The 26,661-nt window shown below is 38.5% G+C and carries 18 protein-coding genes and 1 pseudogene; 13 read left to right on the top strand and 6 right to left on the bottom strand.

Annotated elements, in window-relative coordinates; genetic code table 11:
• Nucleotides 1–8 precede the first annotated feature (8 nt).
• The 4 genes from MUN87_RS11540 to MUN87_RS11525 all read right to left on the bottom strand — a co-directional run bounded on the left by MUN87_RS11540 (nucleotide 9) and on the right by MUN87_RS11525 (nucleotide 4,032).
• Nucleotides 9–953, bottom strand: a complete 945-nt coding sequence (locus tag MUN87_RS11540; protein ID WP_244740255.1) for an L-carnitine dehydrogenase — start codon at nucleotides 951–953, stop codon at nucleotides 9–11.
• Nucleotides 953–1,846, bottom strand: coding sequence for a beta-keto acid cleavage family enzyme (locus MUN87_RS11535; protein ID WP_244740253.1), 894 nt, complete (start codon nucleotides 1,844–1,846; stop codon nucleotides 953–955). Before MUN87_RS11535 ends, MUN87_RS11540 begins: the two co-directional genes overlap by 1 nt.
• 291 nt (nucleotides 1,847–2,137) lie before the next feature.
• Nucleotides 2,138–2,674: a TetR/AcrR family transcriptional regulator gene (locus MUN87_RS11530; protein ID WP_244740251.1), complete on the bottom strand. Its 537-nt coding sequence runs from the start codon at nucleotides 2,672–2,674 to the stop codon at nucleotides 2,138–2,140.
• A gap of 524 nt (nucleotides 2,675–3,198) precedes the next feature.
• Entirely contained in the window at nucleotides 3,199–4,032 is an 834-nt protein-coding gene (locus MUN87_RS11525) for a TetR/AcrR family transcriptional regulator (RefSeq protein WP_244740250.1), read from the bottom strand.
• A 98-nt stretch (nucleotides 4,033–4,130) separates the two neighbouring features.
• Between MUN87_RS11525 and MUN87_RS11520 the strand changes: the two genes are divergently transcribed.
• From MUN87_RS11520 to MUN87_RS11480, 9 genes are all read left to right on the top strand, one after another.
• Nucleotides 4,131–7,214, top strand: coding sequence for an efflux RND transporter permease subunit (locus MUN87_RS11520; protein WP_244740248.1), 3,084 nt, complete (start codon nucleotides 4,131–4,133; stop codon nucleotides 7,212–7,214).
• A gap of 714 nt (nucleotides 7,215–7,928) precedes the next feature.
• Nucleotides 7,929–9,308: an amino acid permease gene (locus tag MUN87_RS11515; protein ID WP_244740246.1), complete on the top strand. Its 1,380-nt coding sequence runs from the start codon at nucleotides 7,929–7,931 to the stop codon at nucleotides 9,306–9,308.
• Between the two features lie 255 nt (nucleotides 9,309–9,563).
• Nucleotides 9,564–10,367, top strand: coding sequence for a transporter substrate-binding domain-containing protein (locus MUN87_RS11510; protein WP_244740244.1), 804 nt, complete (start codon nucleotides 9,564–9,566; stop codon nucleotides 10,365–10,367).
• 63 nt (nucleotides 10,368–10,430) lie between these two features.
• Nucleotides 10,431–11,084 (top strand): amino acid ABC transporter permease, encoded by a 654-nt coding sequence (locus MUN87_RS11505; RefSeq protein ID WP_244740243.1) that lies wholly within the window; start codon nucleotides 10,431–10,433, stop codon nucleotides 11,082–11,084.
• 2 nt (nucleotides 11,085–11,086) lie between these two features.
• Nucleotides 11,087–11,809: an amino acid ABC transporter ATP-binding protein gene (locus MUN87_RS11500; RefSeq protein WP_244747959.1), complete on the top strand. Its 723-nt coding sequence runs from the start codon at nucleotides 11,087–11,089 to the stop codon at nucleotides 11,807–11,809.
• Between the two features lie 487 nt (nucleotides 11,810–12,296).
• Complete coding sequence (locus MUN87_RS11495) at nucleotides 12,297–13,373, top strand: diguanylate cyclase (protein WP_244740241.1); 1,077 nt, start codon at nucleotides 12,297–12,299, stop codon at nucleotides 13,371–13,373.
• Between the two features lie 207 nt (nucleotides 13,374–13,580).
• On the top strand, nucleotides 13,581–14,531 hold the full coding sequence (locus MUN87_RS11490; protein WP_244740239.1) for a collagen-like triple helix repeat-containing protein: 951 nt from the start codon (nucleotides 13,581–13,583) through the stop codon (nucleotides 14,529–14,531).
• Between the two features lie 224 nt (nucleotides 14,532–14,755).
• Entirely contained in the window at nucleotides 14,756–16,327 is a 1,572-nt protein-coding gene (locus MUN87_RS11485) for a histidine kinase N-terminal 7TM domain-containing diguanylate cyclase (RefSeq protein ID WP_244740237.1), read from the top strand.
• Nucleotides 16,328–16,352: 25 nt separating this feature from the next.
• Nucleotides 16,353–17,066, top strand: a complete 714-nt coding sequence (locus MUN87_RS11480) for a response regulator transcription factor (RefSeq protein ID WP_244740236.1) — start codon at nucleotides 16,353–16,355, stop codon at nucleotides 17,064–17,066.
• Nucleotides 17,067–17,078: 12 nt separating this feature from the next.
• Here MUN87_RS11480 and MUN87_RS11475 read toward each other — a convergent pair whose 3' ends face one another.
• Entirely contained in the window at nucleotides 17,079–17,225 is a 147-nt protein-coding gene (locus MUN87_RS11475) for a hypothetical protein (RefSeq protein WP_244740234.1), read from the bottom strand.
• A gap of 111 nt (nucleotides 17,226–17,336) precedes the next feature.
• On the opposite strand from MUN87_RS11475, the gene MUN87_RS11470 reads away from it, so the two are divergent.
• The 3 genes from MUN87_RS11470 (at nucleotide 17,337) to MUN87_RS11460 (ending at nucleotide 23,530) form a co-directional block, all read left to right on the top strand.
• Nucleotides 17,337–22,538: an ATP-binding sensor histidine kinase gene (locus MUN87_RS11470; protein WP_244740232.1), complete on the top strand. Its 5,202-nt coding sequence runs from the start codon at nucleotides 17,337–17,339 to the stop codon at nucleotides 22,536–22,538.
• A gap of 114 nt (nucleotides 22,539–22,652) precedes the next feature.
• Entirely contained in the window at nucleotides 22,653–22,946 is a 294-nt protein-coding gene (locus MUN87_RS11465; RefSeq protein WP_244740230.1) for a hypothetical protein, read from the top strand.
• A 59-nt stretch (nucleotides 22,947–23,005) separates the two neighbouring features.
• A complete protein-coding gene (locus tag MUN87_RS11460; RefSeq protein ID WP_439649625.1) occupies nucleotides 23,006–23,530 on the top strand; it encodes an acyl-CoA thioesterase in 525 nt (174 codons plus the stop codon).
• A gap of 61 nt (nucleotides 23,531–23,591) precedes the next feature.
• Here the strand turns inward: MUN87_RS11460 and MUN87_RS11455 are convergent.
• Nucleotides 23,592–24,896 (bottom strand): annotated as a pseudogene (locus tag MUN87_RS11455) (NtaA/DmoA family FMN-dependent monooxygenase).
• Between the two features lie 185 nt (nucleotides 24,897–25,081).
• Between MUN87_RS11455 and MUN87_RS11450 the strand changes: the two are divergent.
• The gene (locus tag MUN87_RS11450; protein WP_244740226.1) at nucleotides 25,082–26,656 is read left to right on the top strand and encodes an AraC family transcriptional regulator; all 1,575 of its coding nucleotides are present in this window, start codon (nucleotides 25,082–25,084) and stop codon (nucleotides 26,654–26,656) included.
• Nucleotides 26,657–26,661 lie beyond the last annotated feature (5 nt).

Below are 26,661 nucleotides of genomic sequence, written 5' to 3'. Positions count from 1 at the left end.
CTCGATCACTAAATTTTAGACTCTGGCCAATAATCTTCCACTAAATCTAGTAATTTTACTAAAAACTCATTACGTTTTTGCTCTAATTCTGTGATGGAAGTATCGCCTGCGTGACTTTCACAGCCTTCGATAACTTTCTCTTTTAATTCATCTGTTAATTCAGGCGCTTCTAACTTCGTCCATGGCAATTTAAGTGCTGGTCCGAATTGCTCGAGCATATGGCGCATTCCTTGATCCCCACCAGCTAAGTGGAACGTTAAGAAAGGTCCCATTTGTGCCCAGCGAAGTCCGGCACCATAAATAATAGCAGCATCTGCTTCTTCTGTTGTCACGATGCCATCGTTTACCAGGTGAAGCGCTTCACGCCACAATGCTTCCATTAAACGGTCCGCCACATGACCTTCGATTTCTTTGCGGATTACTAGTGGCTTCATGTTGATCGATGCATAGAAAGTTTTAGCTGCTTCTAAAGCTTCTTCGCTCGTCTCTTTTCCGCCTACCAATTCTACTAGAGGTAATAAATATACAGGGTTAAACGGATGGGCTACCATTACACGTTCTGGATGTGTCAGCCCTGCTTGCAAAGTAGATGGCATAATGCCTGAGGTGCTTGAGCCAATAATCGCATCAGATTGTGCATATTGGTCAATGGATGCTAATACGTCTTTTTTCAGTTGTTCGCGTTCTGGTACATTTTCTTGAATTAGATAGGCATCTTTTACTGCTTCTTCAATCGTAGGAACAAAAGATAAACGTTCTTTTGATGCATTTTCAGCAGTACCTAATTTTTCAAGATCTGCCCATACTTGATCGATTACTTTTCTTGTGCGTTGTTCTGCACCTTCTGCAGGATCAAACGCGATGACTTCATGTCCTTGTGCAAGGAATCTCGCAATCCATCCATTACCGATGACGCCAGTTCCGATGACGGCTATTTTTTTGATTTCAGCCATTATTTGCCTCCTCCGTTAGGGTTTCGTAAACCATATTGCTCTCTCGCTTCAGCTGGTGTCATGATCTCGATGCCATTTTGATGAAGCATGTTTGCCGCTTTATCAACGAGCTGATCATTACGAGCTAGTACACCTTTACTTAGATAAATATTGTCTTCTAATCCTACTCTTACGTTTCCGCCAAGCAATGCTGTTTGCATCACGATTGGTAACTGCATACGTCCAATTCCAAAAGCAGACCAATGTGCATTGTCTGGAAGGCGATTTTTCATGTAGAGCATTGTTTCAACATCTGCATCCGCTCCCCAAGGTATTCCTAAGCAGAATTGAAACATTGGGTCATCATCAATCAGACCTTCCTGGATTAATTGTTTCGCAAAACGAAGATGTCCTGTATCGAAACATTCTAATTCAGGTTTTACACCAGCTTCTTGTACAAGCTTAGCCTGTTTACGAAGCCAATCGGTCGGGCTCATATAAATCATGTTGCCGAAGTTTACCGATCCGCAATCAAGGGTACACATTTCAGGGAGTAATTCTCCAACTGGCTGATGTCTTTCCTCAGGTGTTTGCATATCGGTACCATCTCCACCGGCTGCAGGTGTTTGCAAGCTCGGAATGAAATCGCCGCCTCCACCAGAGGTAATGTTAATGATCACATCTGTTTCTGCGTCGCGAATGCGATCTACAATTTCACGGTAGTGATTGACATCGTGACTGATGCCACCTGTTTTTGGATCACGTGCATGTACATGGGCTACTGTTGCTCCTGCTTTTGCAGAGGCAATTGCTGCATCGGCAATTTCTTTCGGAGTGACAGGGACATGTGAACTCTTTGTCGTTGTGTCTCCTGCGCCGGTTACTGCTGCTGTCAGCATAATCTTCTTCGCCATATGTTCACAACTCCTTTTCGTTCAGAATTTTTTATTTGATAATATATGTCGACTTTGAAATTTTTATGTCGAATTTGGCACAAGCAAAACTATACCATCCGGACGGTAATCTTTCAAGTTGGTATTGTGATGAAAAGGCTTACTTAGGCGGGTTTTGCAAAGTTTTTTGCATGGTTTATCGCTTTAATAGCAAGCGATCGATCATTTTTTAAATGATTTTGTAATTTTTTTGTCACAATCCATAAAAAAAACACCTTTCCATGTCTTCGGTACGTGGAAAGATGTTCATCCTTATTCATCAATTGATGATAGCAATACTTTATAAATTTCTTGTTTTTTTTCTTCTTCGATATGGTAGATATCAAAAAGTTCAGCTAACCAGATTCCATCTGTCGCGAGGCGGATAATGGTAGCTTTCATTGGATCGATTCCTTCATTTTCGATCTGTTCTTGCCATTCTTCATATAGCTTGCGGATGGGATCCAGTAAATCTGGATTAACGGCTTTGGCAGCAAGAAGACCTGCGTTCATATCTTTGTTTTGATAGGTTTGATTAAAGGTAACATCCACATAGGAACGGATCCATCTGCCTGTTTCCTCTGGATCTTGTTTTGCGTTATCTTCTATTTTCTCTTGATAATTCACAGCTAGATGCTGAACCATTCCTTCTACAAGTGCTTCTTTGGAAGGGAAATGATAAAGTAATCCGCCTTTACTGATACCGGCCTGTTTGGCAACGGCATCTAATGTTAATTCGAATATACCGCGTTCACTTACAACCTTGGAAGCGGCATTTAGAATCTCAACCTTTCTTGAAACTCGGCTCATATAAACACCTTTTCTTTAATAGAATATTCGGACTGTCACCCTACTATACCATCCGGACGGTCAAGTATCAATTGGAAAAGTGATACTTTTTATGAAATAGTTTCACTTTTGGCTAAATGGTCAGACTTACGGTAATCTTATGCCTTTTTTGGAAAAAGGTCAACATATCACATGGTCATCTGTATGTTAATTAGTATTCAGGAATACACTCTCCTAAACAAATCCTTGCAAACTTTATTATGGTGAAATTTTATTTCAAAAGCGGCTGAAATTCGGGTGGGTGCAGGTTAATGGTGGAGGGATCCGGTTACAGGGAGGATGAAAATAATGCCCGCTTCGCTAGAGTTTTGCTTGCAATTACCACGGGTAGCGATAAGCAGAAACGAGCATTGCTATAGAAACTTGTAATGCAGTCCAAATAAACCGGCTGTAGCACTAACTTCATCGTGCTACAGCTGGCATTGTTTTTCTTTTTCCTACCATACTTATCAGCAGCTCTTTCATCCATTTTTGAACAGAATCCTTTAATTATTTCTTACAAATACTTCATAAATATAGCCGGTCCATTTTGACGAAGATTCTGTTCGTAAATTTTTCAGTAATCCTTGAACTACTGCCTCAGGAAGAGCGCGAGCATGCAAGTCCTCTTTTAATAACGTTAAGGATTCCAGTGTGACAGAATCGTTTGTTTCTTCCATATTGCGTTCAAGTAATCCAACTAGTTCCTCTTTAGAAGGAACTTGCACGGCAGGGTGATGGATTTCAAAATATTCGGTGGGAATAATATGAATCGTGGCATGCTGTGCAATAACTGTGGTGCGTTCAACCAGTGCTTTACATAAATTCTCTAAATCAATGATCTGATTGGAAGAAAAAATGAGATCGGCATACATTTTGAGGAATGCTTTGATCACGTATACCAAATCCGGGTACATACTTTTGTCTGTCTGATCAAAATACGTATTAACCATCGTGAAAATAATTGTATTTAGATGCTTGTCATATTTCGTCAGGTTAAGAAGGAGGTCGGCATCAAATGAGATGTATTGCTCTTTCATCAAAATCTGGGCAAAATGCGAGTGTTTCTGCAGTGCGGCATAGTATGTGAAATAAAATTGATATAATAAGTTCTCTTCCAATTTTTTGTTATTGACCGACTGTTCAACATCTGCAATTAGCTCGCTGAGAAAATGATCCATGATACCTATGACTAATTCGGATTTAGATTTATATGCCAAGTAAAATGCGCCTTTTGAAATATTACATTTTTCAGTGATTTGCTGTACGGAAGTGGCTTCAATACCGTATTCCGCGAACAATTCCAATGCATTTTCCATGATTAATTGTTTTTTCGCCAATGTCTAGTACCTCTTTCTTATATATTGACAAATGACCGACTAGTCATTATTATAAGATAGTATCACAATTTAGTCAATCTAGGGGAAGGTGTTAAGCTTTGAAAGGTTTAATAAACTTTGTCCTGAAAAATAAACTTGCAGTATGGTTGCTGACAATCATTGTAGTAGCTTCTGGTTTATATTCAGGAACGAAAATGAAAATGGAAAGTATTCCAGATGTGTCGATACCATACTTAATCGTAATGGGTGTTTATCCAGGTGCTACAGCAGAGCAGGTAATGGATGAAATCTCGATACCAATGGAAAAAAATATCGAAGGTTTAGACGATGTTAAGGCGGTTTATTCCAATTCATCAGCCAATGTTTCACAAGTACAGGTGGAATATGATTATGGCGTTGACATGGATGAGAAGAAACGTGAATTAGAAGCGGCGTTGGACAATGTAAACATGCCGGAGGACGCAGAAGAACCGTCTATTATGGCACTCAATATGAACATGATGCCAGTTGTGGCGTTATCGATCAGCAGTACAGATGAAGATATTGTCGCATTGTCGTCCAGAGTAGAAGATTCGATTTTACCGAAGATAGAGAATTTAGAAGGGGTAGGATCTGCAACTATTACGGGACAGCATGTGGAAGAAGTGCAATTCACTTATGACCAGGAGAAAATGCAACAGCTTGGTCTGACAGAAGATACAGTAAAACAAATGGTACAGGCTAATGATATGGCTGTATCGCTAGGTTTACAGGAATATGAAGATGGTGAAGAAGCGTTAGCGGTTGATGGTGATATTAAAACGGTTGAAGCATTAAAAGAATTAGTGATTCCTGTTCAGATCGGGTCACAGCCTTTCACTACACTAGGTGATATTGCAACGATTGAAACGGTTGGTAAGGTACAATCGATTTCCCGTACTAACGGTGAAGATGCGATCGCGATCCAGATTACCAAAGGACAGCAAGCGAACACGGTAGATGTCGTGAACGCTGTGAAGGATTTAGCGGCAGATGAAGAAGAGGCGATTGATGACCTTGCAATTGATGTCACCCTGGATCAAGGAGAACCGATCGAAGAATCTGTGTTTACCATGCTTGAAAAAGCGTTATTCGGTGGACTATTCGCTGTATTGATTATCCTGTTGTTCCTACGTAACTTTAAATCTACTATTATATCCATTATATCGATTCCGGTTTCGATCTTAATGGCGATGCTATTATTAAACTGGATGGATATTACATTAAATATTATGACGTTAGGTGCGATTACGGTAGCGATCGGACGTGTTATTGATGATTCGATTGTTGTCGTGGAGAATATCTACCGGAGAATGTATTTAGAAAGTGAAAAATTACGAGGAAGAGCGTTAATTCGTGAAGCAACGATTGAGATGTTCAAGCCAATCCTGTCTTCTACCTTAGTAACAATCGCAGTATTTGCACCACTAATGCTAGTCGGTGGTATGGTTGGTGAGTTGTTCCAGCCGTTTGCCTTAACGATGGCCTTCGCATTAGGTGCGTCATTAATTGTTGCGATTACGATTGTACCAGCTTTGTCCCATTTCTTATTCCGTAAGAACTTATATGCGGATAAACAAGTAATGGAACATAAAGAGGTTGGTAAGCTAGCAAACTGGTACAAAGGTGTGCTGTCGAAAGTGTTGAATCATAAAGTGATTACGTCGGTTGTTGCCGTATTAATCCTTGTTGGATCAGTTGCGATCACACCATTGATTGGATTCAGTTTCTTAGGTTCAGAAGAAGAAAAAGTGATGTATTTAACCTATACGCCAGCTGCTGGTGAACTTGATGAGGATAAAATTGAACATGTTGAAGAAGTCGAACAAGAGTTAATGAAACGTGATGATGTGGATATTCTTCAAGTTTCCATTAATGATAGTTCAAGTGCCAGTGCTGACATGTCATCGATGATGATGGGTGGAAGCAACGGTGCGTTAATGTATGTTATTTTTGATGATGAAATGGAAAATTTCGCAGAAGTCAAAACAGATATAGAAGATTATGTCACGAACATTGATCAGCCTGGTGAATGGCAATCACAGAACTTCTCTACAGGTGGTATGTCAAGTAATGAAGTAAGTTACACCCTGTACAGTGAAGACCTGGATGAGCTGAACGAAGCTGTTAATCAGGTAACAGGTGCGTTAAGTGATGTAGAAGACTTAACAGATGTAGAATCAGATATGGAAAATCCATACGTAAAAAATGTCTTGAACGTGGATCAGCAGGATGTGCTGCAATATGGTCTGACTACCGCACAAATTGTCGGGGCATTATCTGCTTCAGGATCTGAAGAAGTGTTGACAACAGTAGAAAGTGATGGAGAAGAAATCGATGTTATCGTCCAACGTGAAGCAAAAACAGATGCTGCATCGATGGAAGAGTTGCTGGAAACACCAATTCCAACGGCACAAGGCTCAACGATGGAGCTTGGTGAATTGGTATCAGTGGAAGAAGGTACAGCTTATAACACATTAGCGCGTAGTGAAGGAGAATATTACGCTACCGTTTCTGGTACAGTGACGACAGATGATGTCTCATCTGCTACATCTGCTGCAGATGAAAAATTGGATGAACTCGAATTGCCTAACAGTGTCCGTGCTGATGTTGCTGGTGTAGCAGCAGATATGCAAGAAACCTTTACACAGCTTGGTGTAGCGATGCTGGCTGCGATTCTGATTGTATACTTCATTCTCGTTGTGACATTCGGAGAAGGTCTTGCACCATTTGCAATCCTGTTCTCCTTACCATTCACGGTAATTGGCTCATTCGTCGGTCTTTGGATCGCGGGAGAAACAATTTCTGTTTCCGTCATGATGGGTATGTTAATGCTGATTGGTATTGTGGTCACAAACGCTATCGTACTTGTGGATCGAATCATCCATTTAGAGCGTGATGGTATGTCGATTCGTGAAGCGATTGTCGATGCAGGAGCAACCCGTTTACGCCCGATCTTAATGACAGCAATTGCGACAATTGGAGCGCTCCTGCCAATGGTATTCGGTGCCGGAGGATCAGCCTTCATTTCAAAAGGATTAGCTATAACAGTAATCGGCGGTTTAACATCATCGACCATCTTAACATTGGTTATTGTGCCAATTGTCTATGAAGTGCTATCGAAAATGATGAAAAAAGATCGTAAAAATATCGAAGAAAACTAAATGATACAAGCAAACTGCTGTTCTGGCTATCTAGTCAGGAACAGCGGTTTTTTTATAGGATCAGAATATATAATCAATTTATTAAAGATGTGACAGTAGTAAATTAAGATTTCAAAAATAAAATTGGCTTCCGATATTCCGGATTATGTCTAGCTTCGTAGTATTTATTTTGAAGTGATTCGTGTGTTAGGATATCGCTCCGGCCAACCACTTCGCTTTCAGTGGGAGTCTCCGTGATTGGCCTACGCTATTGTTTAGGCTCTATAACTTATACATGAGCTACCATATTGAACTGAACTCCATTCGAATTCTGCATAACAATACTAGAACCTCTGCTATTAACTGTGGCTAATGTTGTAAAACTTCCTTTAAGTGTAGGAAGGCGAAGACTCCTCATCTGTAGTATCTAGTTGAATCCGTGCACACAGGACGCGGAGCCTAATTCCGGAGCTTTGCTACGCACTAAATACAGTCATAGAAGAAAACATGCTAAACATGATTGATGGGTTTTTATACTATTGATTATGTTAACTCCCTCAGTTTAGAAATCATTTTGACATGTTTTTAATGATATGATAACGTTCCGGCCATCATAACTATAAAATCACACTTTATTATATAGAAGAAACCGGTTATAGACGCTGCTGAATGAATAAGCTGAGGTTGGAAATAATCATAGGAGGGATCTGATCACGAAAAAGGAGAATGGTTTTAATGAGGAATCATCATGTTATCAAGCAAGTTGTTAAGCATAAGCAGAACAAACAAATAAAAAAAGGAGAAGGACATCTCCGTTGGTGGCAGCTTTCTTTGATCGGGATTGGATCAATTGTTGGTGCAGGTTTTTTTCTTGGCACAAGTCTTTCTATTAAAACAGCAGGTCCATCTATTTTAATCGGCTATCTTCTCGCTGGTATGACGACATATATTGTGTTCAGTGCATTAGCAGAGATGACAGTGAATGATCCTCAGGAGGGATCGTTTCGTACATATGCAAAGAAAGCTTTTGGTCATTCGGTTGGATTTATGTCAGGTTGGATGTATTGGTTATCGGGTATTCTGATTATGTCGAGTGAGATTGTTGCCTTGTCCACCTTCACCCAATTTTGGCTGCCAAATATTCCACTCTGGGTTTTCTCTGTTATCTATGCTTCTTTAGGCTTCGGCATTAACCTTTTAGGGGTGAAAAACTTTGGACAGATTGAATCATTATTTGCTGTTGTGAAAATTGCTACGTTAGTTATTTTTATTGGATTTGGTTTGATGTTTTTACTAGGTATTATTAGTCCGTATGATGAGGTTTCAAAGTCAAGCGCTGTGGTGGGGACATTTTTCCCTCATGGTCTAAAAGGGCTGTGGTCTGCATTGATTTTTATCTTCTTTTCATTTGGTGGGATTGCGGTGATGGGTGTCACATCCTCCGAATTGAAACATAAACGAGATATACCTAAGGCAGGTAGGGGTCTGATTATTGCTCTAGTTACATTATTTACATTATCGTTGTTTTTTGTCATGTATTTAGTGAACTGGAAGCAAATTGATGAATCGGAGAGCCCTTTTGTTACAGCGTTATCGGCTTTCCATATTCCGTATTTAGATTCGACATTTAATATCATTATCATAAGTGCTGCTTTTTCGACAATGGTTGGTACGTTATTCTCGATTAGTCGTGTGCTGGTATCATTATCAGAAGATGGCGATGCACCGAAGCAGCTTCAGGTCAAAAATAATCGAGGAGTTGCTTTGAAGGCTCTGCTGTTAACTGCTATTGGATTGTCGGTATCGATTGGGTGCTCCTTCATTTTGCCGGATTCCATATATGAGTTTGTCACCACATCAGCGGGTGTCATGCTCATTCTTAATTGGTTACTCATCCTCGGCTCTCATATTAAGCTGCACCCAACCTATCAGGACCAAAAAAATACATATAAATCAAAAGGCTATCCATATACTTCGTGGATAGGTATTGTGTTCATTCTCCTAACTATTTCAGGGGCAGTTCTTCATGCTAATGAAAGAAGTGGATTAATGATCAGCTTAGCTTTGCTTGCCGTAATCTGGTTATGCTACAAACTGTTTTTGCAAAATAAATAAAAGAGTGGGCAAATAGTTATACGGAATTTCCTATATACACCTTGTAGTATTTATCCAATTCACGCATATCTCGAGTATTTGTTAGAATACGCAAATCTTAGCTAGTATTTCTATAGATATGTAAGATTAGCTGAGGAGAGATTGAAGAATATTAGTATATGCTTACATAAGGTTGCTTATCTCATTTGGGTTCTTTTTGTATGTTCGATAAAATTAATAGTGTCGTTTAAAAAATGAACAGGGGGATTTTACGTAATGAGTGAAAATAAACAGCAGACGTTACGGCGTCGAGTATTAATGTTCATAGTAGTAAGTATTATTGCAATCGCTCTATCAGCTTGTGGAACAGGTGAAGAAGATAGTGGGAATGCGGAAGGTGACAGCGCAGAAGAAATTACTGTGGCGGCTGTACAGGATTATCCACCTTTTGAGTATAAAGAAAATGAAGAGCTAACTGGTTTTGATGTGGAGTTAGTGGAAGCTATTGCGGAGAAGGCCAATTTAAAAGTAAACTGGAAAATTATGAAGTTTGACGGAATTATCCCAGCACTTCAGGCGAATCAAGTAGATGCCGCTGTATCTGCAATTGGTATTCGAGAAGACCGTTTAGAAGTCGTTAATTTCTCTGATCCATATTTTGAATCAGGTTTATCTTTAGTAACAACGAAAGATGGTTCTGTTCAAAGTGAAGAGGACTTAGAAGGAGCTACGATTGTAGCTAAACAAGGGACATCCAGCTTGAAATTAGCTAATGAATTAGCTGAAAAATATAATGGTGAAGTAACTAAATTACAAGATGACGCAACGATGTATATGGAATTGGAGAACGGTAATGCCGACGCATTAATTAATGATTATCCGAGTGTAGCATACAAGATTAAACAAGACGGAGAGGATTCTGCTCTTCACATCGTAGGAGATAAGTATCCAAGTGAAGATTACGGTATTGCCATTTCTAAAGGAAGCGAAGGCTTAGTGGAGAAACTAAACACTGGTTTACAAGAGCTTAAAGACAGTGGCGAATTCGATGAAATTTATAATAAATATTTTGCAGAATAAATAAAGTGGAAAGGGTGTGGCTATCTCGTCACACCCTTTCTAAAAGAAGGCAGGTAAGTATATATGGAAACCATCAATGTGATTATAGACGCGTTACCCACGCTATTAAAAGGAATGGGACTAACGGTAGAAATTACGGTTATTTCCTTGATTTTAGCAATGTTTATTGGGGTAATGCTAGGAATATTCAGTATTACAAAGAGTAAAGTATTACGTTTTATCTCCACGGCCTTTGTCGATATTATTCGGGGGACGCCGTTACTAGTACAAATACTATTTATTTATTTTGGTTTACCCAGCGTTCTCAATATTAGTTTAACTGCATTTGCAGCAGGTGTGATCGCGATTACGATTAATGCAGCAGCTTATTTAGTGGAAATCTTTCGTGCTGGTATTAACTCCATCGATAAAGGACAAATGGAAGCCGGGAGAACGATTGGTTTTTCTTATAGCCAGACCATGCGATTAATTATTTTACCTCAAGCATTTCGTCGCATGATTCCCGCATTTGTGAACCAATTTATTGTAAGTATTAAAGATACCTCTCTCCTTTCTGCTATTGGGTTAGCTGAATTAACCTTATCAGGTCAATCCATCTATGCAGTTAATTTCCGTGCGTTTGAAATTTTAACAGTAGTAGGAATTCTGTATTTCATTATTATTTATTCATTAAGTATCTTATCACGCTTGCTTGAAAGGAGATTGAATGTATCATGAGTATGATACAAGTAGAAAATTTAAAGAAATCATTCGGTGATCTGGAAGTATTGAAAGATATTAATATAAAGGTTGATCCGCAAGAAGTAGTATGTGTCATCGGCCCTTCTGGTTCCGGAAAAAGTACACTGTTACGCTGTCTGAATTTGTTAGAAGAACCAACTGCAGGTAATGTCTTTATTGAAGGTAATAATCTTACCGATAGTAAAACAAACATTAATCAATTAAGACAGAAATTAGGTATGGTGTTCCAGCAGTTCAACCTTTTTCCTCATAAGACAGTAATGGAGAACATTACATTGGGGCCGAAGCGTCTTAAAAGCAAGTCGGAATCAGAGACTCGTGAATTAGGAATGCAATTATTAGACAAGGTAGGGCTAGCTGAAAAAGCAGATGTCTATCCTGATAAGTTATCTGGTGGTCAAAAACAACGTGTCGCGATTGCAAGAGCACTTGCGATGGAACCAAATATCATGTTGTTTGACGAACCAACCTCCGCACTTGACCCGGAAATGGTAGGCGAGGTACTTCAAGTAATGAAGGATCTGGCTGAAGAAGGCATGACTATGACCATCGTGACACACGAAATGGGATTTGCAAAAGAAGTGGCAGACCGAGTTATTTTCATGGATGAAGGATTCATTGTTGAAGAGGGGACACCAGAGCAACTTTTCCAATACCCGAAAAATGAACGTACGCAAGCCTTTTTATCAAAAGTATTATAAAAATAGTTGAGTTCCGATCAGAGAGGTGGTCGGAACTCTTTTAATGTCTGTTGTGAACAAGATTTATATAGATATAAGGGAGCTCATGTGCTGAGCACAGCAGAGGAAGCTCGCTTCGGAGCGATAATCGCAGACGCAGGCTCAGACAAAACGGCTCTTGATTAGTACCAATTAGTGATATACTTGATTTTATTTTATATAATAAATTTATATTATAACTTCAGGCTGAATGAAGTTCGAGCAAAGACCAAACGCTTGAAGAAGCCACAACATCAAGCAGGAGAACTTTTTCGCGGGTGTGAAATGTTTGAACTAAAGCCTGTTTGTAACTGTGATTTTACAAAAATAAAATACATCTACGCTTCTCTTACATATAAAAACTAAATATAATAGTAGTAGTCAGCTTTACCGATGTTGCATTTATGTCATATTATATATTTTGTGCTATATTTTACTTAAAAGAAAAAATGCTAGTTGAAATTCAGGAGTGTGTAGATTGTTTGAAAAGCTTTTTGTGAATTTGTGTGTCTTGTTTACGTTGATTTTTGTTTATGTTCAATTAAGGTCAAAGTTTAATATAAAGTTGAAAAAGCCAACTGTATCATTGGTTTATGATGGGATTGCCGGTGGGGTATTAGGCATTGTATTGATGTATTTTTCTATTCAAGTAGCCGATGTAACGAAAGTTGATTTACGGTATTTACCTGTGATGCTGATTTTGCTTTTCATAGGTACATATCCTGCTCTGGTGTGTGCTGTAATTATTATAATTGGAAGATTAAGTTATGGTATTAATGAATCGTCAATAGCAAGCATCGTTATTATGATACTTGCTTTCCTGGCTTTTGTTGTTATTAAAAATGTAACGAGAGAAGGAACGGGTCTTTATAGCAAGAGTTTATATATGATTTTAACTTATAATCTTATATTTTCAACAATAAGTGTATTTATTATTGGAGATTTTCAAAGAATACATTTGTTGCTTATCAATTTCTGGTGTGTTTCCTTCATTGGAGGATTTGTAAGTGTCTGGTTTATTGATTATCAGAGAAAATCGAACGAACTACTCAAAAGATATGAAGAAGAAGCAGCAATTGATTTTTTGACTGGATTGAATAATGTTCGGAAGTTTAATCAAGTGTGGAGTACCTTGTTAACAAATGCTAAGCAAAAAAACGAGAGATTATCATTGCTGATTATTGACATTGATTATTTTAAATCAGTGAATGATACTTATGGCCATCCTGCGGGGGACAAGGTATTAATTGAACTAGGAAATGTATTAACAAACACAACAAGGTCGTTTGATGTTGTGTCAAGAAATGGTGGAGAAGAATTTTCAGTGATATTACCCGATTGCCCTAATCACCAGGCTGTTGATATTGCGGAACGTATACGAAAATCTGTAGAAAGCCATCTGTTTGAAATTTCCCCAACAGAAATCATCCAGATCACAGTTTCCATTGGTGTAGCTACATATCCCATTAATGAAGCGATTGTGGATATAGCTGATCAACGCTTATATGAAGCAAAGCGGCTTGGCAGAAATCGCGTTTGCTATTAGATGTAATACTATGATGACAGCAACTCAATAAAGTAGTTGCTGTCATTTTTAATGTGTAACCTATTCCTAAAACCGAATATTTCTTTTATCTTCAGGAATTGAAAGTCTATTTTTTGAATTGTGCGTTTCTACATGATATATATCCCATTCAGAAAAAAACAGCAAACATATGATAAAAAGAAATAAAATGGAAAGGAGTGAATGTTTATGTCACAATCGAACATTCCTAATATTACACCTGAAATTACGCTTACCAGAGACGATTCCGTTAATTTACTTTTAGCATCGATTGCACTAGAAGAATTAGGTCTCAGTCATATATTGAATGCGGAGGGTGAGAAATTACAATATGTACTTGGTACGTTGCCAGGAGTTACATCTCCATCTGCTACAATTAGTGATATATTGAATGTTAACAGCAGTGTGAGAGATATGATTCAAGGTTTGACGAAAAAGGAATTCATCTTGGAGAATAAATTAGAAAACATATTACAAATACCAAGTGCACAAAATGGTGTTACCGGCCCAACCGGCCCACCTGGTCCAACCGGTCCCACGGGTCCAGGTGGTGTTGGTGCAACTGGCCCAACCGGCCCAACCGGTGCACCTGGCCCAACCGGTGCACCTGGCCCAACTGGTGCAACCGGTCCAAGTGGTGCAGGAACACCATTGTATCAAACTGTAGAATTAGGAGACATTAATGCAACAATTGATTGGAATGAAGGTGGGGGTAATAGCCAAGCAACTGCGGCTGCAGTTTTCTCGGGCAACGGGGAAACTATTAGCAACTTAGCCACCTATGTAACACAGGAAGGAAATGTAACCGGAACATTCCAAATGGCAGTATTAGAAGCCACAAGCAACACAACAGCTACAGTTGTCGGGGCAACTGCTGTAATTAATATGATTTCAGGAGGGGTGTTATCATTGCCGCTTCTAGCACCTGTCACACTTAACCCAGAACAAATTTACTATTTTGCTGTTTTTAATCAAGTGAATGGTTCTTCTGTGGGTGGGAGATCCACAGGCCTGGGGACAGTTGTCGATGCACCACCTGTTAATTTTAGAGCACAGAATTTAGCTGGATTTACAATAGGAGCTACCATTTCTGAAAGTGATGTTGATTTAATGCTTTCACCATGGGTTGCAGGTTACTAATTTAAAATAGATTTAAAAACTTGCTGGATAGGTGAATAAAAATATGAATCATTCTATAAAAACTTTTATCCAAACATTAATCTTCAGTATTTTATACCCTGTCCAGCTTCAAATAGTTCAAAAAATAAACAATATTCGGAAAAAAAGAGGTAAAAATTCCACCACACCTAAACAAATATGCTATATTATAGTATGAAACTACTATCTAAATGAGGTATGACATTGTGACTTCTTCAATAGCAGCATTTATTGCTTTGGTCTGTTTATCGGGTGTACTAAATTTGTGTCTTAGCATTTATGCATTTAGCAAGCGTCATTTATATACAAATATTGCATATTTTTTTATTGTGTATACCGTTATTATTACAATTTATTGTTTTGCCTCTGCTTTTGGCTTTCTATCCATGACATTGGAACAAATGAAATTCTGGACGATCATTCAATACATTGGTATCGCATTTGCTCCGCCAATAGGTTTATTGTTTATTATGAAATATCTGGACAGGAATATGAATCCTAAAACCTATTTTACTTTCCTTCTTATTCCCTTTATTACACTTATAATGGTTGTTACAAATGATTTTCACCATGCTCATTATCGAGTGCTTGAAATCGATTCACAATTAGGTTTGCCATATTTTTATCAAGAAATAGGTCCGTGGTATATTGTGCATGGTATTTATACGTTTGGTTGTATGTTTGTTGCTTTTTCTCTGCTTCTATTGCAATGGAAGGAAACAACAAAGGAATACATGCCGCAATTGATTGCCTTACTGGTAGGTCAATTAGTACCTATGTTCACTGCTTTTTTCTATTTGGTCGGTGTAACACCAGCGGGTGTAGATCCGGTGCCAATGGTATTATGGCTTTCGTCCTTTCTTTATTTATGGGCTATTCATTCTTCCAGGCTATTTTCTCTTCTGCCGATTGCTAAAAATACAATTTTTAATAGTATTAATGATGGTGTAGTAGTGTTAGATTCGCTTAACCGTTTAGTGGAATATAATACCGCTTTCAGAAAGATGCTTCCTGAGCTGGACAAGTCTTTGTTCGGTGATCATTTTACTGAAATTTGGTCTAGAACCTTCAATGAACGATTTCCATTAGATTTGACAGGTATGACTGATACCAAAGAAATCACGTTAAAACAAATGGATTTTAACAGTATTTATCAGGTGAGCACTACTCCTCTGAAAGATGAAAAAAATAAAAAAGCACTAGTAATTGTCTTTACTGATATAACAGATATAAAGGAACTACAGTTAAAATTGGAATATCAAGCTTATTACGATGATCTAACACAAATCTGGAATAGGCGTGCTTTTTTTCAGAGAGCTGAGAAGGAATTAGAGGAGGCAAGAAATCAAGGAGTCCCATACTTAATTATATTATTAGATGTGGATCACTTCAAAAATGTAAATGATACATATGGACATGACGTAGGTGATCAGGCGTTACGACATGTGGCAAGCGTATGTAAATTGTCAATAGGGGAAGGAAGTCAGTTTGCTCGTTATGGTGGGGAAGAATTTGTTTTGGCCTTCATGGAATTATCATTGTCTGAAGGAAAAAAGACAGCAGAAAAAATTCGAGCAAATATGGAACAAACGCCACTTATAACTTCTAAGCATGTCATTCCACTTACTCTAAGCATCGGTGTTGCAGTAACATATATTCAAGGTCAGGAAAGTTTACAGGAGCTTCTGAAACAAGCAGATCAGGCACTATACAATGCAAAGCGGCAAGGGCGAAATCAGGTACAAGCGTTTGCTCCGGTAGCAAAGGTATTCATTTAATTTATAGAGGAGAGGAGGAAAAGAGATGGCAGGGGAAAAAATCCTAATAGCAGATGACGATCACGATATTCAAATAATTATCTCAATGTACATGAAAGAAAATGGCTATCAAGTCCTCACTGCAGCAGATGGTATTGAGGCCTTGCAGATAGTGGAAAAGGAAACACCAGATTTAATCATTTTAGATGTAATGATGCCTAAATTAGATGGCTATGAGCTTTGTCAAGCACTACAAAAGATAACAGATGTGCCTATTCTTTTCTTTAGTTCAAAGCATGAGGATGTTGACAAAATACTTGGCCTTGGAGTAGGCGGTGATGATTTTATTGAAAAGAGTACAAGCCCATCTGTTCTTATCGCAAAGGTGAAAGCGCATTTGAGAAGGTACCGAGACATAGGATTACCAAGGAAACAAAGAGGTTATTCTAATCAGAATACTGATACAATAGAATTCCCGGGATTGCAAATTAATTTAGATAGTGCAGTAGTCAAACTTTATGATAAACCGTTACACCTATCAGCGAAGGAGTTTCAAATTCTATGTTTGCTAGCACAGAACCCTGAGAAAGTCTTTAGTGTTGAGAAGATTTTTGAACTGATTTGGGATGAGAATCACTTTGGAGATTACAGGACTGTGATGGTTCATATCAGCAATTTAAGAAAAAAATTAGAGAATAACCACGGTAAAATCATATATATTGAAACGGTACGCGGAATTGGATACAAATTTAAAGCGTAATCATTAGTAGTATTAAATTGTTTTATTGCTTTTTTCTTTTATGAATTGTGCCAATTCATGTGCCCGTATTCCTTTCATTCTGGCAATTGTTAACAGGACTAACCATTCCTTGTCTAGCTCATGCTGGTGTTTGCAAATCGGTTTCATTGAATTTTTCATAAAAATCCCTTCCCCCTTTTTAAAGCAACAATCATATTTTATCGAATCATTTTAAAAATTGGTTTAAAAACAGTTAAAAATATCTTAAAAGTCTAAAAATATAAAGGTGAGATGATGAAACTATTAGATTATCAAGTTACGGATCAATTAGTCACTACTAGTGATTGGGAATTGTGGAGAGCGATATCTCAAGGTGATCAAAAACCAGTGTTGATTAAATTATTACGTGCTAACGCTAACTCGCAGCAAAAATCGGTATTTATCCATGAATTCTATACTATAAAAGATCAGCAAATTTATGGTCTGCTAAAACCGATTACGCTGGAACAAGAGAACGCTCAACCATTTATTGTAATGGAAAATTTTTATTCCGAATCTTTTTCCGATTGGTTAGCTTCTGCTTCTTCTATGTTTGAGTTGTCTCATTTCTTGAGACAGGCTATTCAATTAACAACTATACTGTTTTCGGTTCATCAGCATCATATTATCCATCAAAGGGTACATCCTGACCACATTCTGATCGATCCTAAAAGTCAGCAATTCAGGTTGACAGGATTTCATCAATCGACGAAGCTATCGAGAGAAATGTTACCAGTAACCGATCATACCTATCAGATAAATGACCTTGCTTTTTTGTCACCGGAACAAACCGGCAAGATGAACCGACCCGTCGATTATCGTACAGATTTATATTCTTTAGGTATTCTATTTTATCAAATGGCTACTGGAAAGCTCCCATTTAACAGTCAGGATCCATCAGATGTCATTCACTCACATCTTGCCCAAACAGCTGTCCCACCTCATCGCATCAATACAAATATTCCTGAAATAATCTCACTAATTATCATGAAGCTATTGGAAAAAATGCCAGAACACAGGTATCAGAGTACTTCAGGTTTAAAGAAAGACCTAGAAAAATGTCTTCGAACATATCAATCCAGTGATCGGATTGATTCATTTCCTTTAGCAGAAAGTGATGCACAGCCGTTGCTGGAGAAGTCTTTGAAATTATATGGAAGAGAACAAGAGCTCTCTCAGTTACTAGAAATGTTCGAAGGTCTAAAGCATGGTGTACCCTCTCTATTACTAGTGCCAGGACCTTCCGGTGTCGGAAAAACAGCGCTGATTCAACATCTCCATAAGCCGTTACTTCATAGAAAGGGCTATTTTGTTTCGGGTAAATTTGTTCAATATCAGCAGCGTATACCATATGCACCAGTGCTGGATGCCTTCCGGTCATTAATTAGACAAGTACTGACAGAGGACAGCAGCAGAGTTCAATTGTGGAAAGAAAAACTTGAAGATGCTCTTTCTCATAATGCGTGGCTTATTGCTAATTTTATTCCTGAAATTGCGTGGCTTATTGGAAGTCAGCAAGGAGAAATAGATCTTCCACCACAAGCGATTCATCACCGCTTTTTAAGGGCAGTACGAAAATTCGTGGAAGTTTTTGCATCAAGTGATCATCCATTGGTTTTATTTATTGATGATTTGCAGTGGGCAGACAATGCTACTTTGGATTTAATTGACCATTTGTTAACCAATCCAGATGAAAGAAATCTTTTGATTATTGGTGCCTATCGTGACAATGAGATAATTATGGGCCAACCATTTGAATTATTCCTAAAGCAGCTACATGAGAAAGAGATAAGTATGTCGGCTATTCCTGTAGCGTCATTAACAAAGCAGAATGTAGAAGAATGGCTAATGGATGTGTTTTCGTTTGATATAAACAAGGCACAATCATTAGCAGAAGTAACCTACCGCGTTACAAAAGGAAATCCTTTTTTTATCAATCAATGGTTGCAGTTGCTTAATCAAGATCAGGTTCTTCTATTCGATATAAGTACAGCTACTTGGCATATTAACCCTCACCTATTACAACAAATATCTGTGACTGATTCGATGATTGATTTAATGTTGAATCAATTAAACAGATTGCCAACTGACACAGTAAAGCTCCTGCAGTTAGCTTCCTGTATTGGTTCTACATTTAATCTTAAGTTAGTATCAAAGGTCTCGCAGCAGAACTTCAGGGAAAGTGCAACACGTGTATGGGAGGCGATGGAAGAAGGATTGATATTGCCGTTGGAGAACCGTTACAAATGGTTCTACCCTGATAGTGACAGGCAATTATTAGAGGGGGAATCACCAAGCTACCGGTTTTTACATGATAAGATTAGACAAGCGTTTTATACATCGATGACGGAAATAGAGAGGGAGAGACATCATATTGCTATTGCGGAAGTATTGATTGATCAATTTTCTGATCAAGAATGGGAGGAAGCTATCTTTTCAATTGTAAACCATTTAAATAGTGGGCTGGATCAATTAGACGATAGACAACGGATAGATTTAATTAAATGGAATCGTCTCGCAGGTTCCAAAGCAAGGCAGACTGCGGCATTTGAGTCAGCACTCATGTTTTATCAACAATCTTATCAGTTATTACCTGAACAGAGTTGGCAACACTTATATGAAGAAACATTTCGGGTAATGTTTGGATACGGAGAAGCATTATACCTGAACAGAAAGTTTAGTGAAGCGGAAACAATATTTGAAGAAATGCTGTATCAAGCCAAAACCAAGCGGGAGCAATTGTCTATATATAACTTAAAAATTATGCTGTACAACCATATACATGAAGTGGAAAAGGCAGTAGATTCCGGGTTGACCGGTACAGAATTATTTGGTTTAAAAGTGAAGGAGAGACCAGGTAATGCCATGATTGCGTTAGAATATTTGAAAACAAAGCTTGCATTACAAAAAAAGAAAAAAATAGATTTATTAAACTTGCCTGTTGTGTTAAATCAAGATGAAAAATTGATTATGCGAACTATGATTAACACGAATGCATCTGCTTACCATGTTAATCAAAATTTGGCAACTGTATTAATGCTGAGAGCTTTACGCTTGATTTTGAAATTTGGTGATATGGATGTTGCTGCTTTGGTCTATAATAACTATGCTTTAACATTAGGTGCTGGCTTTGGAGATTACAAGGCTAGCTATCAATTTGGACAGCTTGCACTTCAACACGTAAAGAAGTCTGGAGACAGAGCGCTGCAGGCACGTGTCTATTTTGTCTATGGTACGTTTATTAATCATTGGAAGCATCACATGCGTTTAAGTCTAAATTATTTAGAGCGGTCGCAACAGCTTTGTATCGAAACAGGAAACCTTCATTTAGCTGGTTCTAACAGTGCATTTATTGGTTTAACACATGTGATTAAAGGAGATCGATTAGATGAAGTAAAAGCAGGGATAGACCGACAACTTATTTTTGCTAATAAAAATGAATATGCACTTTCAGATGACTTATTAAAAGAAATATTAGATTGGATAGGGATTTTATCGGATGAAAAAATCCAGCCAACCTGGAATTTGCCTGGATTTACCGATGATTTGTCAACGACTATTATTCATAAGACACTTCGGTTACAGATGGCTTATCTGTTTGAGGAAGACGCGGTTGCCAAGATATTAATAGAGGAATTAGAGGTTTTGGTTAAGGGAAACCGCTTAATCCTTGTTATCATTCCAGAATTTTATTTTTATCATTCCTTATGGTTGATAAGATTTATGCAAAGTAATAAGAAAACAAGGAAAGATAACCGCAGAAAGCTGAAAGACAATCTGAAAAGATTAAAGAAGTGGGCAGTATATGCGCCAGATAACTATATGCACAAGTATTTACTTGTGAAAGCAGAAATGAAGCAATTATCTGGTAATGATCAAGGAGCTGTAGAAGACTATCATCAGGCGATATCCTTAGCAGAATCTAACCGTTTTTTACAAGATGCAGCAATTGCTAGCCATCGGGCTGCTGAGTTTTATCTCTCCAGAAAGATAGATCGTACAGCAAAATCTTATGCAACGGAAGCATATAACGGCTATTTGTACTGGGGGGCAAGTCATTTGGCAGAAAGGTTCAGACATCAATATTCCCATTTATTGTTGCAGGTGAAGCAGGATCAAACAGAATCACCCCATGTTGGTCTCACAGAAAAGCTTGATATGGAAGCGTTATTTGAAGCTGCACGGCTTTTATCGAGTGAAGTAGTATTTGATCAATTAATTACAAAGTTGATGGATGTATTTATTAAATATGCAGGTGCAGAGCATGCCTCCTTCCTGTTGCAGTATGAAAAAGACTTGAGATTAGTCGGATTTCATCATATGGAGCTAGGTGTTGAAGTTTATCAACGGGCTAGACCTATTGAATCCCATTTATGTTTGTCCAGTGCTGTGGTTCACTACGTGGCAACAAGTCGGGAGGCAGTTGTATTGGATCATGCAACAAATATAGGGGCATTTACGGAAGATGCTTATATTAAAAGAGAGCAAGTAAAATCTGTTTTATGTCTGCCGTTAATGCATCAGGATAAATTAGTTGCTATCTTATATATGGAAAATAATAAATCTACACATTTATTTACCCATAACCGTTTGAACAAATTGTCTTTCATTGCTTCTCAGGCAGCTGTAGCGATTGAAAATGCTTATTTATATAGAGAATTGGAAGAAAAGGTGAAAAATCGAACACAGTTATTAAACGAATCCAACAACCAGTTAACCATCGTGAATCAGCAACTTTCTCAGCAAAAAGAAAAAATACAGCATTTACTGTCCAATGTGTCCCATGATTTACAATCACCTATTGCGGTTGTTAAAGGGTATATAAGTACTTTGCGGGATGGGTTGGTGCAAGATCCTATTAAACAAAATGAATATTTACACATTATGCATGACAAAATCCATGGCTTAAATAAGTTGATTAAAGATCTGTTTGATTTATCAAAATTGGAGTCAGGTAATTTGCGTTTTTCAATGGATATTATACCTGTTAGACAATTGTATGACCACTTGGCTAAGCATTTAAAGAGCGATGTTGAACAGGCGCATTTGCACTTCAAGGGTTGGTATGATGAGAAATTAATAGACGCATCACCATTGATTGAAGTAGATCCAAGACGGATAGAGCAAGTCATGATGAATTTAGTTTCCAATGCTATCAAGCATACCGCTTCTGGCAGTATAGAGATAGGAATCGTAAAAGAGGAAACAGAAACAGTTACTTTTTTCGTTCGTGATACAGGAAAAGGGATTAGTCAATCAGACATTCCATACCTTTTTGATCGTTATTTTACTAAAAATGACAAGGAGGGTAATGGGTTAGGACTTGCTATTTGTAAAGAGATTGTTGAATATCATCAAGGAGAGCTATGGGTGGAAAGTAAAGAGCTTATAGGCACAACTTTTTATTTTTCGTTACCTGTTGTTTTCAGTCCTTTATCAGTAACAGATGGCTAACCTCCAAAAAGCTTCTGGGTGGGTACTATTCATTAACGACTAAATAAAGAGAGTAATTCTTCGCCATTCTGGATATAATAATCAAAGCAAATTGCAATACAGGAGGAAGAAAAAATGCCTATTCAAAATGGTCATGAAATCGAACAGCTTGCAAAACGTTCTTATCAGCTGGAGGAGGCTACGAGAGACGTCAGGAACTCTGCTGACCCTGATTTGGTACAGAAATTACAACAACAGCTAAGAGAAGTGCAAGTACAGATTCAAGATGCACGAGGGAAAGCGATTAACGGCAGTGGCACCTCAACGGAACCGTTGTTTAATGCGCAATTACGGATTGAGGAATGCCAGCATGAGTTAAGACGAGTGGAGACGAACTTACAGGCAGGACAGGACGATGTTACACCTTAACATGTCGAATCGATTCGGTTGTCACCGGTAATTTGATATACTTAAAAATAAAAAAGGTGATGAGCATCATGAAAGATTCCTATATTAGAGAGACCTTAGCAGTTAAAGTCAGTCACGTCTTCCCGCCTGACACGAATAATCATGGAACACTGTTTGGTGGAAAATTAATGAGTTATATTGATGATATTGCATCTATATCTGCCATGAGACATTCCAGAAGCCCTGTTGTGACAGCTTCTACCGATTCGGTTGATTTTCTGGCACCAATTGGCACGGAAGAGTCGGTCTGTTTAGAGTCATTTGTTACGTGGACAGGAACAAGTTCCATGGAGATATTTGTGAAGGTATTGGCGGAAAATTTAATCACTGGTGAACGAACTATTGCAGCTACAGCTTTTCTAACGTTTGTTGCCATAGATGACAACGGCAAACCAGTGCCTGTTCCAAAAGTCATCCCACAATCAGAGGAAGAAAAATACTTACACGAAACAGCCCAGAACCGGGTAGCAGAACGGAAAAATCGTAAAAAAGCTAGTAAAGAACTGGCCGGCTTTATCCATAAAGGGAAACCTTGGGAGTCCTAACAGCTAAGAGCTAAACCAATTTGGTTTAGCTCTTTTTTGTGCGATGGGAAAGCATAAGCTTTTAGCAATGTAGATGCTCACGCAATGTTTTTCCTTTATAGTCTTCTCTAAATAATCCTTTTTCAACAAGCCTAGGTACCAACTGTTCGCAGAATAACGTTAATGATTGGATGGAACCTCCTGGGAGTGCTATAAATCCGTCGATTGTATCGGCTTCTGCCCATTCGGTAATCGATGCAAGGGCATCCTCTACCGTTCCAACAATTACCCAGTGACCAGACCCTACTATCTATGGCCTCGACAATAACTCCTCTACTGTTGGCTGTTTTTCAGAAATCAGCTTTCTTATTAAATTCGCATGCGTTTGACTGCCTGCGGAAATAACATGATTCGGTAGCAGATCAGCTGTGACTCTCTGGTCAAGCGGCATATCTCTTAGATCTAACCCTATTATGGCTTCTGCAGATTCGTATTTTTTCTCCAGTGTGATGTGAGCATGTGCTCTCGCATGAAGTTCGTATGCTTCCTCTCGTGTGTCAGCCAGGAAAAAATACAAGCCAGGCAAAACACGAATGGCATCAGCAGATCTTCCTTCCTGCTGTGCCTTTCCTCGTAAATCATCCCGTAATTCTTTTGCAGAAGCAATATCTGGCGTTGCTGCAAAGACGGCATCTGCAATTGATGAAGCAAATGTCCTGCCGGAAGGTGATGCCCCTGCCTGCAGTAACGGAAGTGGCTCGCTATTATAGGACGGCAGCGTCAAGGGACCTTTCACATGAAAGAACTCACCAGAATGATCGATTGCTGAGATTTTTTCCTGGTCGGCAAATTGCCCCGACTCTCGATCGTTTAGCACCGCATGATCAGGAAAACCTTCCCATAGGCCATTAACGATTTGATGAAATTCCTTCGCTTGCAAGTATCTTTCAGAAGAAGAAGGCATGTCACCTTCTATAAAATTCTCCGCTCCACCAAGCGACGTGACAATGTTCCAGCCAGCACGACCTTTGCTAATCCAGTTAAGTGTTTGCAACTGTCTTGCTACAATATAAGGTGGATAGAACGTAGATGATATGGTTGTAATGAAACCTATTCGTTCTGTTTCACGCGCAATTGCTGTTAGCAAAACAGTAGGATCAAGACTGCTCCACCCCGGAGAACTGTCTAATATCTCCTTTTGCAGAAAAAGCGCATCTGGACTGAATACAAAATCTAGCTTTGCTCTTTCCGCCATTTGTGCCAATTCGACATAGAAATCACTGTTATATATTTCTTCTACCCTGCTGTTCGGGTCTTGCCATCCGTCGCCTTTTAACCATGTAGCAGATAAAGATAGTCCAATATGTAACTCTTGTGAATAACTCATAACTATACTCTCCTAAGATGCAATTTTATTTAGTCTCATTATAGCCTTCCTTAGTACATGCCAACATGGACTTATTTCGTATGTTATTTGGACAATCTTCTTATTTTCTGTCTCTTTTTCCAACATTTTATGTTATAGTTTTAATTAAGAACGATTCTCAATTGAGAGGAAGAAGGTTATCAACCGTGCATGAAATCAAACAATTTAATCACTCCGTCTATTCTTTTACACTAAACCGGTTGGAGTGGGTGAAAAAAGATCACCATTACCGGCTTCGATTTACATGGTGTAATCACTATTTATTGCTATATATCGCAAAAGGTGAAGGATTTATTTATATAAATGAAGAGAAAATAGCTGTTAACCAGGAAGAAGTTTATTTTTGTAAGCCTGGTGATACATATGCGCTGCATTTAACTGCGGGAATTGAATTGTATGCTTTTCATTTCGAAGTAGCTGGTGAACCATGGCAGCGAATGAATACAATTGTCAGATTGCAGGCGGTAGATCCGGTTTGGAGCTATTGTAATCAGTTGCATTCTCTGAGCGAGCCAGATAATCAATTAGAAAATTTTCGTATGCAAATCGTTTTTCAGGAGCTGTTCTATTTTATATTAAGTAGTGAGAGCGGTGCATCTGAGAACAGATTGTTAGAAGCCAAAAAATATATGGATCTTTATTATGATAAAACGATTCAAATCGAACACTTAGCCCGCATTGCTCAAGTAAGTGAGCATTATTTTGTTGATCTATTTACGAAACAATATGGGGTAAGCCCGATACAATATTTGCACCAGCAAAGACTGGCAGAAGCTAAAAGACTACTCATACAATCAGATGCCAGATCAAGAGATATTGCGAAAAAAATCGGTATAAGTGATGAGTATTATTTCAGTAGATGGTTTAAAAAGAAAGCCGGTATGTCGCCAAGTGCATTTCGCAGCACGCATAAGACCTATATTGCGGTTAGCCATCGAGATTACATGGGTCAAATATTGGCATTAGACATTATCCCTTATGCAGCTCCCTTACATCCGAAGTGGACGCCTTTTTACTATGAACATTATCGGACAGAGATTCCTGTCCACTTAAGTGCATATAAAATCGATCAACACCATCAAGCTAATATGGAAAAAATGAAGCAATATCGACCGGAAATTATTATTACCAACCAGTCTGACAGCAGCCAATTAGATCACAAGCGGCATGGGAAGTCGAAAATACTGCGTTTAGAAGAGGAGACAACTTGGCGAATGCAACTTCAGGAAATAGCAGCGTTTTTAAAGAAGGAAGATAGAGCTGCTAAGTGGCTGCGCAGCTTCGATCGAAAAAAGAATAACTTAAAAATGGAATTACAGAGCAACTATTCAGATTCGTTCTTTTTGTTCTTGCGTAAATTCAAGCAATCCTTTTACCTGACATCCAGTCGCTCGGTGTCGGAACTCTTCTTTGAGGAGCTTGGAATGCGGTCCGCTTATGGTCAACAGCCGGTACATGAGCAGGAAATTCAGCTCGAAGAAATAGTGGAAATGAATCCAGATCATATTATATTAATGATCTGTCAGGAGCAGGAGACGTTATATGATTGGAAACAGCTGCAGCATTCGATGGACTGGATGAAAATAAAAGCAGTAAACGAAGAAAATGTTCATTGTATCGCAACAGATCCGTGGTTTGAGTATTCAGCAGTTGCGCATGATCGCATGCTTCAAATAATCCGTGATCTATTAATAGAATTTTGTCCAAATGATGATCAGTAAATTGT

The sequence above is a fragment of the Gracilibacillus salinarum genome (assembly GCF_022919575.1).
GTDB lineage: Bacteria > Bacillota > Bacilli > Bacillales > Amphibacillaceae > Gracilibacillus > Gracilibacillus salinarum.
This window is presented reverse-complemented; position numbering and strand designations above follow the sequence as displayed.

What these genes read in the sequence shown, in the direction of transcription:
- MUN87_RS11490 (WP_244740239.1), top strand. Translation starts at nt 13,581, where the DNA reads ATGTCACAATCGAACATTCCTAATATTACACCTGAAATTACGCTTACC.
- MUN87_RS11475 (WP_244740234.1), bottom strand. Translation starts at nt 17,225, where the DNA reads ATGAAAAATTCAATGAAACCGATTTGCAAACACCAGCATGAGCTAGAC.
- MUN87_RS11510 (WP_244740244.1), top strand. Translation starts at nt 9,564, where the DNA reads ATGAGTGAAAATAAACAGCAGACGTTACGGCGTCGAGTATTAATGTTC.
- MUN87_RS11500 (WP_244747959.1), top strand. Translation starts at nt 11,087, where the DNA reads ATGATACAAGTAGAAAATTTAAAGAAATCATTCGGTGATCTGGAAGTA.
- MUN87_RS11530 (WP_244740251.1), bottom strand. Translation starts at nt 2,674, where the DNA reads ATGAGCCGAGTTTCAAGAAAGGTTGAGATTCTAAATGCCGCTTCCAAG.
- MUN87_RS11460 (WP_439649625.1), top strand. Translation starts at nt 23,006, where the DNA reads ATGAGCATCATGAAAGATTCCTATATTAGAGAGACCTTAGCAGTTAAA.
- MUN87_RS11515 (WP_244740246.1), top strand. Translation starts at nt 7,929, where the DNA reads ATGAGGAATCATCATGTTATCAAGCAAGTTGTTAAGCATAAGCAGAAC.
- MUN87_RS11505 (WP_244740243.1), top strand. Translation starts at nt 10,431, where the DNA reads ATGGAAACCATCAATGTGATTATAGACGCGTTACCCACGCTATTAAAA.
- MUN87_RS11470 (WP_244740232.1), top strand. Translation starts at nt 17,337, where the DNA reads ATGATGAAACTATTAGATTATCAAGTTACGGATCAATTAGTCACTACT.
- MUN87_RS11535 (WP_244740253.1), bottom strand. Translation starts at nt 1,846, where the DNA reads ATGGCGAAGAAGATTATGCTGACAGCAGCAGTAACCGGCGCAGGAGAC.
- MUN87_RS11480 (WP_244740236.1), top strand. Translation starts at nt 16,353, where the DNA reads ATGGCAGGGGAAAAAATCCTAATAGCAGATGACGATCACGATATTCAA.
- MUN87_RS11465 (WP_244740230.1), top strand. Translation starts at nt 22,653, where the DNA reads ATGCCTATTCAAAATGGTCATGAAATCGAACAGCTTGCAAAACGTTCT.
- MUN87_RS11540 (WP_244740255.1), bottom strand. Translation starts at nt 953, where the DNA reads ATGGCTGAAATCAAAAAAATAGCCGTCATCGGAACTGGCGTCATCGGT.